This window comes from Pedobacter xixiisoli (genome assembly GCF_900215335.1).
Lineage (GTDB): Bacteria > Bacteroidota > Bacteroidia > Sphingobacteriales > Sphingobacteriaceae > Pedobacter > Pedobacter xixiisoli.
Map to the genome: position 1 here is coordinate 59,619 of NZ_OCMT01000001.1, position 13,022 is coordinate 72,640.

General features: G+C 36.2%; 11 protein-coding genes. 4 read left to right on the top strand and 7 right to left on the bottom strand.

Annotated features, from left to right (window positions below; translation table 11 throughout):
* Positions 1 to 52 precede the first annotated feature (52 nt).
* Positions 53 to 1,414: an acyl-CoA dehydrogenase family protein gene (locus CRO54_RS00280; RefSeq protein ID WP_097127345.1), complete on the top strand. Its 1,362-nt coding sequence runs from the start codon at positions 53 to 55 to the stop codon at positions 1,412 to 1,414.
* A gap of 102 nt (positions 1,415 to 1,516) precedes the next feature.
* Here CRO54_RS00280 and CRO54_RS00285 read toward each other — a convergent pair whose 3' ends face one another.
* From CRO54_RS00285 to CRO54_RS00300, 4 genes are all read right to left on the bottom strand, one after another.
* The gene (locus CRO54_RS00285; protein WP_097127348.1) at positions 1,517 to 1,909 is read right to left on the bottom strand and encodes a hypothetical protein; all 393 of its coding nucleotides are present in this window, start codon (positions 1,907 to 1,909) and stop codon (positions 1,517 to 1,519) included.
* A 149-nt stretch (positions 1,910 to 2,058) separates the two neighbouring features.
* Complete coding sequence (gene lat, locus CRO54_RS00290; protein ID WP_097127350.1) at positions 2,059 to 3,390, bottom strand: L-lysine 6-transaminase; 1,332 nt, start codon at positions 3,388 to 3,390, stop codon at positions 2,059 to 2,061.
* A gap of 158 nt (positions 3,391 to 3,548) precedes the next feature.
* Positions 3,549 to 4,421, bottom strand: coding sequence for a 1-aminocyclopropane-1-carboxylate deaminase/D-cysteine desulfhydrase (locus CRO54_RS00295; RefSeq protein WP_097127352.1), 873 nt, complete (start codon positions 4,419 to 4,421; stop codon positions 3,549 to 3,551).
* Between the two features lie 53 nt (positions 4,422 to 4,474).
* Positions 4,475 to 5,503, bottom strand: coding sequence for a DUF6588 family protein (locus tag CRO54_RS00300; RefSeq protein ID WP_097127354.1), 1,029 nt, complete (start codon positions 5,501 to 5,503; stop codon positions 4,475 to 4,477).
* Between the two features lie 187 nt (positions 5,504 to 5,690).
* Here CRO54_RS00300 and CRO54_RS00305 point away from each other — a divergent pair, with 187 nt between their 5' ends.
* Positions 5,691 to 6,713, top strand: coding sequence for an RluA family pseudouridine synthase (locus CRO54_RS00305; RefSeq protein WP_097127357.1), 1,023 nt, complete (start codon positions 5,691 to 5,693; stop codon positions 6,711 to 6,713).
* Entirely contained in the window at positions 6,714 to 7,553 is an 840-nt protein-coding gene (locus CRO54_RS00310) for an aminotransferase class IV (protein ID WP_097127359.1), read from the top strand. It abuts the gene before it with no gap.
* 466 nt (positions 7,554 to 8,019) lie between these two features.
* On the opposite strand, the gene fmt is transcribed toward CRO54_RS00310, so the two are convergent.
* Positions 8,020 to 8,928 carry a methionyl-tRNA formyltransferase gene (gene fmt, locus CRO54_RS00315; RefSeq protein WP_097127362.1) on the bottom strand — a complete coding sequence of 303 codons (909 nt, stop codon included), beginning with the start codon at positions 8,926 to 8,928 and terminating at the stop codon, positions 8,020 to 8,022.
* A 102-nt stretch (positions 8,929 to 9,030) separates the two neighbouring features.
* Complete coding sequence (gene smpB, locus CRO54_RS00320; protein ID WP_097127363.1) at positions 9,031 to 9,480, bottom strand: SsrA-binding protein; 450 nt, start codon at positions 9,478 to 9,480, stop codon at positions 9,031 to 9,033.
* Positions 9,481 to 9,686: 206 nt separating this feature from the next.
* Between smpB and CRO54_RS00325 the strand changes: the two genes are divergently transcribed.
* Positions 9,687 to 11,960, top strand: coding sequence for a TonB-dependent receptor (locus CRO54_RS00325; protein ID WP_097127365.1), 2,274 nt, complete (start codon positions 9,687 to 9,689; stop codon positions 11,958 to 11,960).
* Positions 11,961 to 12,066: 106 nt separating this feature from the next.
* On the opposite strand, the gene CRO54_RS00330 is transcribed toward CRO54_RS00325, so the two are convergent.
* Positions 12,067 to 13,005: a TolB family protein gene (locus CRO54_RS00330; RefSeq protein WP_097127367.1), complete on the bottom strand. Its 939-nt coding sequence runs from the start codon at positions 13,003 to 13,005 to the stop codon at positions 12,067 to 12,069.
* Positions 13,006 to 13,022 lie beyond the last annotated feature (17 nt).

Genomic DNA, 13,022 nt, shown 5'->3' on the forward strand with positions numbered 1-13,022 from the left:
AATAATGAAGTCATTAATTGGCTTCTAATTTACTACTTTAAAATTCCCATGTATGTCCAATCTATTTTCCTCTTTAAAAAATGCTTATCAATTATTTAAAAGTGTAGACTTTCAGAAACTGGATGCACTTTCCAAAAAAGTTGACCTGCCGAAAATGGTAGAAACCATCTCTAGCCTCGACGAAAAACAGCTGCAAGGGATGATGAAAATGATGGGTGGAAGTTCTCGAAAAAAAGAATTGCCGCCTATTGAAGGAGATTTTTATCATCTCGGGGATGAAGCTTTGAACGATGAAGATAGGGCATTGCAGTTAAAAGTACGTTCGTTCCTAGAAAAGGAAGTAAAGCCTATAGTGAACCATTACTGGAATAAAGCTGAGTTTCCGTTTGAAATTATACCAAAATTGGCCGAACTAAATGTATGTGGATTAACTTACAAAGGTTACGGATGCCCAGGTAAATCTAATTTGATGGAGGGGATTTTAGCTATGGAAATGGCGAGAATAGATACTTCATTATCGACATTTTTTGGCGTGCAAAGTGGTTTGGCAATGGGTTCTATTTACATCTGTGGTTCTGAGGAACAAAAGCAAAAGTGGTTGCCATCTATGCAACAATTTAAAACTATTGGGGCTTTTGGTTTAACCGAACCAGAAGTAGGATCTGCGGCAGCTGGAGGGTTAACTACCACCTGCAAAAAAATAGGTGATGAATGGGTGCTTAACGGTCAGAAGAAATGGATCGGTAATGCAACATTTGCAGATATTCTAATTATTTGGGCAAGAGACGAAGATAGTGGCGATGTAAAAGGTTTTATTCTAGAGAAGGATAATCCAGGGTTTGCAGTAGAAAAGATGGAGGATAAAATGGCTCTGCGCATCGTTCAGAATGGATTAATCACACTAACTAATTGTAAAATAAAGGAAAGTGATAGGTTGCAAAATGCCAATTCGTTTAAAGATACGGCAAAAGTGTTGCAGATGACCAGGGCTGGCGTAGCTTGGCAAGCAGTTGGATGCGCTCGTGGTGCTTACGAAAACGCCTTAGATTATACGAGAACTAGGAAGCAATTCGGAAAACCAATCGCTTCTTTTCAGTTGATACAGAATCATTTGGTAGAAATGCTGTCCAATCTTACAGCTATGCAGACACTTTGTTTTAGGTTATCTCAATTACAAGATCAAGGATTGCTGAAAGACGAACATGCTTCCTTAGCTAAAGTTTTTTGTTCTCTTCGCACAAGAGATGTGGTAAGTAAAGCTAGGGAAGTAATGGGTGGAAACGGTATCCTTTTAGAATATAACGTTGCCCGTTTTGTGGCAGATGCCGAAGCGATTTACTCGTACGAAGGAACCAAAGAAATCAATACTTTAATTGTAGGAAGAGCGATTACGGGTTTCTCCGCTTTTGTTTAGCTTTAAAAGACTTACGAAGATTAATTTTTTCTAGTCGTTGTTCTCATCGGTAAAATTGAGGGCTTCGCCGTTTTAAAACTTCGTAAGTTTCAATCTAAAAATCTATTTCAATGGCCATTTGATCATCCCAACATTTCCCATTGCGCTTTTTTCATACAATGCAAAGCAGTTTTTATTAAACCGAAGATCGAAGTTAATGTCGCCAGGAGATAAGGATGAGGGAACTTCTTTGCCCGCTAAAAAGTAATACACTTTAGTATTGCCGTACTTGTTATGCGGCATCAAATCTCCATACTCTTTAAGCTGAGCAGCCAAGGTATCTGTAAGTGTTACTGCATAGATTCGCTGCACCGGCCCAGTATTATTTTCATTTCTATAGCTTGTCACTTCTTTAAAACCTCCTTTTAAATCTTCAATGCCCGATTGTGTAAAAGTGTCTTTGAGCATCCAGCCAATTAAAGCTAAAATAAATAATGCAATGCCGATTTTCTTCATGTCACGAAATTAAGAGAATTTGATTCTTGGTTTGTAGGAGTGAGGTCATGAAATAGAAAAACCATTAAGAAGTAGGCTTGATTGCCTCACCTTCTTAATGGTTTGAAGAAGTATTTTTATTATTTATTGAGATGAAAGAGGTTCGAGATTTACAGCGTTGGCAATATTTTATGCATTACCTCAATTCCTTCATCGATATGTTGTTTTTCGATACAAAGTGCGGGTCTAAAACGAATCGTTTGGTTGCCGCATCCTAAAAACATCACATTTTCTGCCATCCCTTTTTCAACAAATTTATTTCTCATTTCCTTATCAGGGAAATCAAAAGAACATAACAGACCTTTGCCACGAATATTACTCATTTTATCATATTTAGCAGCTAACTCGTGAAGCTGATTTTTTAAATATTCGCCTACAGTAGCTGCATTTTCGCAAAGATTATCTTCTTCTACAATATTGAGGATTTGAGTTGAGCGAACCATGTCCACCAAATTTCCGCCCCAAGTAGAATTAATTCTAGAAGGCACATTGAAGACATTGCCTGCTATTTCATCCACTTTATTTCCAACCAAAATACCACAAACTTGCATTTTTTTGCCAAAAGCAACAATGTCTGGTCTAGCTTTTTCACTGAAATGTTGATGGCACCAGAATTTTCCTGTTAAGCCAACTCCTGTTTGTACTTCATCATAAATTAAGAAAGCTTCGTTTTCATCAGCCAGTTGACGCAATTGAATTAGAAATTCTTCTCTAAAATGGTTATCGCCACCTTCTGATTGGATCGGCTCGATAATAATCGCACAAATATCATCCTTATTATCTGCAAAAGCTTGTTTGATTTGGGCTAAGGATGCTGCTTCGGTTTCCTCAGCAATTTTTAAATTTTCTTCATTTAAAGGGAATTTAAGCAGAGGTGTGCTAACCCTTGGCCAATCAAATTTAGCGAACCATTTAGTTTTATCTGGAAGCGTATTGGTTAAGCTTAATGTGTAACCACTACGACCGTGAAACGCTTTTTCAAAATGAATTACCTTAAATCCTCTTTCTTCTTTGTAACCTTTGGCAAAGTTTTTCTGAACCTTCCAATCCATAGCCACTTTAAGTGCATTTTCAATGGCTAATGCACCACCAGCAACAAAGAATGCGTGGGGCAAATAATCGGGAATACCTACACGTGAAAAAGTATTAACAAATTCTGCATATTGTTGGGTGTAAACATCAGAGTTAGACGGATTAGCTAACGCAGCCAAAAACAAATTGTGCTTAAATGCTTCGTCATTTACCATTTTTGGATGATTGTAGCCTAATGGTACAGAGGCGAAACAAGTGAAAAAGTCTAAGAGCTTACGATTATTTTTGGAGTCGTAGATATAGGCACCGTTACTTTTCTCAATATCGTAGATGAGGTCGTACCCATCGGCAAGGATATGCTTTTTTAAGGTCTGTTTAACTTGGTCTGGAGCTACACTTAATTGATACATATATTTAAGTTTTGGTATAACTCAAATTTATAAAAATGCGCCAAATTATCAAATTTAAGCGGTTTTTGAACTCTGAGTTTAAAAACTAGGTTTAAACAGTTTAAAGTTAGTTTTTGAACTGAACTCGTAAAGGTTCTAAGAAATGTGGAAAAAATATTTTAGAAAATTTTATCGAATTCAACAATTTTTCCAAGAATTCCGAATAAGCCACCCGTGTGAATAGCTAAAATTTTAGCATCCTTATCAATTTGTTCTTTTTCTATTAAATCGCGGATGGCATAAAACATTTTTCCCGTATAAATTGGGTCTATCAATATGCCTGTTTTAGCACTAAAATCTCTGATAAAGTGAATCAACTCTGTTTTAGTTTTTGCATAGCCACCAAAATGATAATTAATATGCAGATGTAAATTGGAAAGATCTTGCTCATATTGTGCTATTTCTTCCCTAATAAAATCTCCACCTTTTAAAACTGGCACTACATGTAATTGCGTAGATAAGTCTAATTGATTAATTCCTTTCAGTAAGCCAGCTGCGGTAGTTCCTGTTCCAGCTGCACAAAATATATGGTCAAAATGTTCTTCTAGCTCGGTAATGATCTCAGCACAACCAATTGTAGCTTCGTAGCTTGCACCACCTTCATCAATAAAATAGGCTTCATCATCATGTCCATAGTGTTTTTGAAATAATGCTGGTTTATTTTTATAGCTGTCTCTGTCTGTGAAGTGCAATTGCAAGCCGAATATTTTGCATAAGGTAAGCATTTCGTTGTTAACTTTTTCGCCCCTTACAAATGCTGTTGCTTTCAATTGAAATTTGGCTGCAGCGGCTGCGGTAGCTAATAGATGGTTAGAATAAGCTCCACCAAATGTTACTAAATGCTTTTTGTTTTTTGACGCGGCATCTTGCAGTATATACTTTAATTTACGCCATTTGTTGCCAGAAATAAATGGGTCTATCAAATCATCTCTCTTAATCCAAAGTGATATTCCATTATATGAAATTTGATGTATTTGACTAGGTAACTGCATAAAAAAAGCTCCTCCAAAGAGAAGCTTTTTAAATCGTTTTTTAAAATTTTATTTTAGATGCCAAAGCCGAAGCCCGTATTTACGTAACCGTATTTAGCTTGCGTATAGGAAGCATAAAATCTAAAGAAAGCCAATTGTAATTGAAAGCCTAAAGAAGCTCTAGCGCCACTTACATCTGTTTGCGAGAAAGAAAACGGGTCGTTAAATGTCTTTCTCCCTGTAGGTGTTGCTGGACTTATAGGTACTTCAAACTCATAAGTTCCCAAAGCTTTTAAAGTGCTTTCAGATTTTTGATAGCCTATGCTAAAGAATGGGGTAAATGCAGCTAAAGTTTTAGATACTACAGCATCGGCACTCATCCCTTTTATTTTTGCAGATAAATGCTGATTAGCATTTGGATTTGTGCCTACTTCTAACGGAAGGCTATAATTTAGTTGCGTAAAACCCAATGCTACGGCCACGTCAAGCGGAATTAGTTTCTCTGTCTTGCCTAAAATAAGAGGTAAAACTTCAATCTTTGCTCCGGCACCGATCATATCAATTTTGCCGTATTCTTTTAAGTTAATTTTTGGAACGTACCTCAAAGAGATATCAATGTTTTTAGGAATGCCTACTGTTAGCTGCACTTGTGGAGCAGGTATATAGCCAATATTTACACCATTTGGTAAATTAAAATCACTTGCAGATGTAGTATTGTTGATATGCATTAATGTTCCACTTCTATCTTGTCCAGAAAATGTTGGAGAGATTGGGTTGGCTCCTGTAGCTGGAGACATACTGGTCAATCCCAATTTGGTAACGTCAAAATTTTTGGCGCTACTAGGCACTATGGCTGCAGTAGCGGTAATTCTTAAGTCAAAGTGAAGTGTATTCTTTGCCTTGGCCGAAGTAAACCAGCCAGAATTGATGGAGGTGCCCAGTCCTATAAAAAGTGGAGATAAATAAGCTTGGGTTAATTTAGATGCATCTTCTGGTGCACCTTTAAATACGCCTCCAACCTCATCTTGTGCCATTAAAGTTGATGGCATAAAAAAAGCGCCAAGTAACACCATGTGACTTAACGCTCTGAATTTCTTTTTCATGTCTATTTGTTTGATTTTCAGACACGAAAATATATTTTTTTAATCAAATAAGGGAAGAAATTCATTACAATCTTTAGGTTTTGGGAAAAGTTTCTCATGCACTTGTTCTTTTAATCATCAAATACACTACAACAAATAAGCCAAATTGTTTTTTAGGAATATCATTTTGATAAATTACTTTTGTAACATGGAAAATTTCGCAATAGGACAAGAAGATGAAGAACAAGATTTATTTGAACATTTAAATGTTGTCGTAGATAAAGGACAATCTTTGGTGCGTATTGATAAGTTTTTGATGCATCGTATAGAAAATGCTTCAAGAAATAGAATACAGAATGCAATTGATGCGGGAAATGTGCTCGTAAATAAACTTCAGGTTAAAGCAAGCTATAAAGTAAAGCCCTTTGATGAGATTTCTATTGTTTATGCTCAGCCGCCACGAGATACCGAAGTTTATCCAGAAGATATTCCTTTAGATATCATTTATGAAGACGATGATTTATTGGTGGTAAATAAACCTGCTGGCATGGTAGTACATCCTGGTTTCAACAATTATACAGGTACTTTGGTAAATGCCTTGGCTTTTCACTTCGAGCAATTGCCAACTTTGCCAGGCAATGATGGTCGCCCAGGTTTGGTACATCGTATAGACAAAAATACTTCTGGTTTATTGTTGATCAGTAAAAACGAAGTTACCATGACTAAATTGGCGAAACAGTTTTTCGATCATAGCATTACTCGTAAATATGTAGCTTTAGCTTGGGGAGACATAGAGACTGATGGAAGAATTGAAGGTTATATTGGTAGAAGCCTAAAAAATAGAACCATACAAGATGTATATGATGAGGAAGATAAAGGTAAATGGTCGGCAACTAATTACACTGTGTTAGAACGTTTAAATTACGTCACTTTAATTACCTGCCAGCTAGAAACAGGGCGTACGCACCAAATTAGAGCACATATGAGACATATCGGCCATCCATTATTTAGCGATGCTACTTACGGAGGCGATAAGATTTTGAAGGGAACTACGTTTTCTAAATACAAGCAATTTGTGGCCAATTGTTTCGAGATGATGCCCCGTCAGGCTTTACATGCACAAACATTAGGGTTTATACATCCTACAACACAAGAATATATGGAATTTGAAGCGCCGATGCCTGCAGATTTTGAAGCAGTTTTAACCAAATGGCGTAACTATATAGTTTAGATGTCGCAATTTATTTTATTCAACGACCAGTTTTTTGCTAATGATGCTGCTATTTTGCAGGCTACCAACCGAGCTTTTAAGTTTGGTGATGGTTTGTTCGAATCTATGCGAATGTGCAACGGAAAACTACAGTTTCCAGAGTTACATGCCGATAGACTTAAAGCGACGATGAAAGCGCTGAAAATGGATGGCTATAACCTGTTAGACGATTATTTCCTGAAACAAAAAACGGGAGAGTTGGCTCGCAAAAATAAAATTCATGGCAATGCTCGATTTCGTTTAACTATCTACAGGCAAGGAGAGGGACTTTACACTCCCGAGACTAATAAAGTTGGCTACCTGCTAGAAGTTAAACCACTGGAGACATCGAATTACGAATTGAATAAAAAAGGGATGATTGTAGATGTTTACGATGAAATAGCAAAGCCGATCAACAAACTTTCCAACTATAAAACTACCAATTCACTTCCTTTTGTAATGGCAGCGCTTTATCAAAAGCAACATCAATTGGATGAGGTTTTATTGTTAAATCAGAACGGGTTTTTGTGCGAGAGTACGAGTTCAAACTTATTCGTAGTCTATCAAAATCAGATTTATACACCAGCATTATCAGAGGGCTGTGTAGGTGGTGTAATGCGCAACGTAGTGATGCGATTAGCGAAGGAACATCAATTGCCATTAATAGAAGCGCAAATTAACCCGCAGATACTAAATGAAGCCGAAGAAGTCTTCCTTACCAATGCCATTGGAGGTGTGCGCTGGGTAATGGGCTACGGTCGTAAACGTTATTTTAACGAAGTAGCTAGGGCATTTAGTGGCTGGTTAAATCAGTCTATCTAAGCGATTTGTCATTACGAGGAACGAAGCAATCTTAGAGCGAAATATTTTTATTCTGTTGAAAAACAAAGTTTGCGCTTTTCGGCAATAGTAGTCAATCTTTTTGCTTAAATCTTTTTTTCCTCCGTTCCACGTCATTTCGAACGTATGTGAGAAATCTAAAATTAGTAATGAATGTCTAACAAATTTAACTTGATTGATTTTCAATTCTCCTTATTCTTCGTCAACATGATGCAACAAAAAGTATTGCCGCTTCTCCTAATAGTTATCGGTAAAGGCTTAGGTGGACTTGTGTAGTAGTGGGATTAAATCTCTAACAATCTGACGCAAGATGTTAAGAGAGATTTAGCGAATTGCGGATTTAAAATCCGCAGATAAATAGTTCCGGATTGCAAATCCGGAACAGCAAGAAATAACCAGTTCAAAAAATAACCAAATTGAGCAGTTAACTAATGAGCCAATGAACTAATTAAAGTCTCACGCCTCTCAAAAACTCATCAACTTGCATGCGTTTTTTACCTTCTAGTTGTAGCTCCAACAATTTGATGTAGCCATTATTAGTAGCGAACTTTAAGAAAGTCTTACCATCAGTTTCAAAGCTTCCGGCTTCAACGGTTGGATTTGCATCTTCTTTTTCTACTTTAAAGACCTTTAAAGTTTTCTCATTTAAAAAAGTAAAAGCAGTAGGGTAAGGGCTTAAACCTCTAATATGATTGTAAACAATTTGATTGTCTTGCTTCCAGTTAATTTCACAGAAATCTTTGAAAATTTTTGGTGCTGCTTTGAGTTCTGTGTCCATTGGTTGTGGCACTTCCGTGTAGTTGCCATCTTCAATAGATTTTACCGTTTTCACGATAAGTTCCGCACCAATATTCATTAGTTTATCGTGGAGGGTGCCAGCAGTGTCATCTTCTGTAATTGGCGTACTTGCAGATAAAATCACATCACCAGTATCAATTTCCTGTTTTAAGAAAAAGGTAGTTACGCCACTTTCTTTCTCTCCGTTGATAATAGTGTGGTTAATAGGTGCAGCACCTCTATAATGTGGTAATAACGAACCATGCAAGTTAATCGTTCCCTTTGGAGGCATGTTCCAAACTATTTCTGGCAACATCCTAAAAGCAACCACTACTTGTAAATCTGCTTTCAAAGCTTGTAACTCGTTGATAAACTCAGGGTCTTTCAACTTTAATGGCTGTAGTACTTTTAATCCGTTTTCTACGGCATATTTTTTTACGGCACTTTCATTTAACTTTTGCCCACGACCGGCAGGCTTATCTGCTGAGGTAACCACGCCAACAATATCAAATCCTGCATTTTTTAGTGCATCTAACGATGCCACTGCGAAATCAGGCGTACCCATAAAAATTATTTTCATGTATCTAATAAATTTTAAATGATTAAATGAGAAAATTTTGAATAGTCATGACGTGCTAGCATTTACTCATTCAGTCATTTTATTATTTACTCATTTCTACTTTTAGAATTTCATTGCTCTGTCCAACTCACGCTTGCTATCTCTTTCCTTGATGCTATCGCGTTTATCGAACTCTTTTTTACCCTGTGCTAAAGCTATTTCCATTTTAGCAAAACCTCGTTCGTTAATGAAAACCCGTAGAGGAACAATGGTAAAGCCTTTTTCTTCGCCTTTCATCTTGATTTTTCTCAATTCCTTTTTCTGCAAAAGCAAAACTCGGTCTCTCTTAATGTCGTGGTGATAAAAAGAGCTGTGGCTATATTCTGAAATATGAAGATTTCTTACATAAAGACTACTGCCGATAAACGTGCAGAAAGCATCCGTTAAATTCGCCTTTCCTTGTCTTATTGATTTTATTTCTGTGCCAAGCAAAGCAATCCCAGCTACATACTTATCTAAAATATGGTAGTCAAAATACGCTCGCTTATTCTTTATCTGTATATCGTTAGGCATGGTGCAAATATCAACAATTCTAAATTATTTAACGTATCTCTCCAATTTTTGTTTTAATGCAATTTTGTTGCGTTTTAAAATGTATTTTTTATTTTTCGCAATAATGTTGCATTAATTGTTGTTTAAAGATTTCTAAATTAATTTGTTTATAATTCTAAATATATTTTTAGATTTGTCTAAATTTATGTTTTTGTAAAGCTAATTTAATGAAAAATATCCTACTTATCTTTGGTCTCCTTTGTTTGTTAATGAACTCTTTTGCGCAAGAAATTGTACTGAAAGGCAAGGTTGAAAGTAATGGAATTGCCGTGCCTAAAGTAAATTTGCGTTTGGTTGAATTACAACGTTCAACACAATCCAACGTAGAAGGAGAGTTTGGTTTTACTGCATTAAAGGCTGGTAGTTATCAGATTAGGATTACCGCAATTGGTTATAAACCGCAAGTAAGTAAGATTGATATTTCATCAGATACTGTATTGATTTTCAGTTTAGTGGAACAGAAGGAAGATTTAAAAGAAGTGGTGATTACTGGAACACAGAAGGAAGTAAATAGATTGGAAAGCCCAGTTCCTGTTGAGATTTACACGGCGAAGTTCTTCCAGAAAAATCCAACACCAAGTATTTTTGATGCATTGCAGAATATCAATGGGGTACGTCCGCAATTGAACTGTAATATCTGTAATACTGGAGATATTCACATCAATGGTTTAGAAGGACCATATACGATGGTAATGATTGATGGAATGCCAATAGTGAGTAGCCTTTCTACCGTTTACGGTTTGTCTGGTATCCCGAATTCTTTGGTGGAAAGGGTGGAAGTGGTTAAGGGTCCAGCTTCTTCTTTATATGGTAGTGAAGCGGTAGGCGGTTTAATCAATATCATCACCAAAGATGTAAATAAAGCCCCTTCCTTAAGTGCAGATTTTATGACAACAAGCTATCTGGAGCATAATCTAGATTTGGGCTTTAAAGCTAAAATTCACCCAAAAGTGAATGTGCTAACTGGAATAAATTATTTTAAGTACGGCAACAAAGTAGACTATAATCATGATAATTTTACTGATGTTACGCTGCAAGACCGTATTTCTGTTTTCCAAAAATGGAATTTCAGTAGAAAAGAAAAGCGTTTGTTTTCTTTAGCTGGAAGGTTTTTATATGAGGATAGATGGGGCGGAGAAATGAAATGGAGCAAACAATATAGAGGTGGTGATGAAGTTTACGGTGAAAGTATTTACACCAAACGTTTCGAGTTATTGGGGAACTACCAGCTGCCTGTTAAAGAAAAGATGTTCTTCTCTTTTTCATTGACTAGCCACAATCAGGATAGTCGTTACGGTACCACCTCGTACATTGCCAGACAAAACATTGCTTTCTCTCAGCTCACTTGGGATAAGAAAATCAATAACCACGATTTGCTTTTTGGTACTGCTTTCCGATATACTTACTATGATGATAATACGACGGCAACTTTTTCACAGGTTCGAGGTAACACTCCTGAAAATACCTACTTGCCAGGTTTGTTTGTACAAGATGAGATCAAGTTGGCTCAAAAGCATTCGGTATTGTTAGGCATGCGTTACGATTATAATTCTAACCACGGAAATATTTTCACACCACGCTTTGCTTATAAAGTCAATTTTGATGAAACGAGTATTTTAAGGCTAAATGCTGGAACTGGCTTTAGGGTAGTGAATATTTTTACGGAAGACCATGCGGCTTTAACAGGAGCTAGAGATGTAGTCATAGAAAACGATTTGAAGCCTGATAAAACTTACAATGTCAATCTAAATTACTTAAAGAAGCTTTATGCTACCAACGGTAATATTTTTACGTTTGATGTATCTGCTTTTTATACGCATTTCACTAACCGCATTGTGGCAGATTACGAAACGAATACCACTCAAATTAGATACGATAATTTAAGCGGTTATGCCGTAAGCAAAGGCTTAACTGGAAATTTGGATGTTAGCTTAAATTTTGGTTTGAAATTGAATGCTGGTATTACTTTGCAGGATGTAGGTTTGGTGGAAGAAGGTATAAAAACGCAGCAAATACTAACAGAGAAATGGATGGGAACTTGGTCGGTTTCTTATCTTATTAACAAGCTGAATTTAGGCATTGACTACACTGGAAACATTTATGGACCAATGCGCTTGCCTTTGTTGAACGAATTTGATCCACGCCAACCGTATTCGCAAGTTTGGAGTTTGCAGAATATTCAGTTCACCTATCGTGGGTTTAAGAATTTAGAAGTTTACGGCGGCGTAAAAAACTTGCTGAACTTTAAGCCAACTCGAAATAATCCTTTTATTATTTCCAGGGCTAATGATCCTTTTGATAAACAGGTGCAATTTGATGCTAATGGAAATGCAATGGCGACACCAAATAATCCTTACGGATTGACTTTTGACCCGAGTTATGTGTATGCACCAAATCAAGGGATTAGAGGTTTCTTTGGTTTAAGGTATAATTTGAGGTAGAGCTTGGGCACGGATTAAAAATCCGCCGATAGGGCTTCCAGATTGCAAATCTGTAAGAGCTAAGGTTGCAAATCCGAAGAGTATAAAGAGTTAGATTTACAGCGTTTTATTTTGATATGCTCACTTGTATGCCAGTTACAGGAAGTTCGGTTACTATTGTATCAAATAGATTTGCCTGATAAATTTTGTCGGGGCCATTTATGTTTTTAAAACTTGAAAAATAGATTTTATCCTGATTGTCAATCCAGAAATAGTTGGTGTACATTCCTTTTTTAGAAATACGACTCACTCTCTTTGTTTTCAAATTATAGCAGAATATAGCATTGGATGGCTCTTTTAATCCTTCAATATATTCGGGAATTCCGGCTTCGAAAATTAAATTCTCAGTGTTAGAAGTAAGCCAAAAACGCGTTGAACTCGAAAGAAAGTACTTGTCTCCAAATATTTGTGTTAAGTTATATTGTTTGATTATTTTTCCTTCTAAATCAAACTTATACAAGGTTTCTAAATCATGGACAAAAACGAACTTTCCATCTTGAGTCCATGTCGGTCCATATAATGCAAGATCTGTATTTATCGATAGAATTTTTAGACCCGAACCATTTGGTTTGATTATACCTATTTGCCAATTATTTTTCATAATTGAAAAAACTATGTATTCTCCTGTTGGAGACCAGATTGGACCATAATGATTTTTATTATCAATATGCAAGTCTTTTTTTATTGAGTCTTCTGTGCTTATTAGCTTAATTATTCTTGGGTAATAATAAAAATCTTTGTCAGGTATGGTTAAATATTCTGTGTACGCTATCCATTTCCCATCGGGAGAAATGCAAGGATCAAAACCTTCCACGAGCTTGGTAGTCTTTTTTATATTGAAGTCATAGTAACTTACATGTTTGTCATCTTGAAAGGCTAATTTTCGATGGTCTTTTTCGATACTGTTTGATGAATTTTTGTGATTTTCAGATATTCTGGTACTTCTTTTACAAGAAATGTTAATGGAAATAAAGAATGTAATTATGTACAATGCTGTTAGCTTCATATTTGTTTATTAAATGA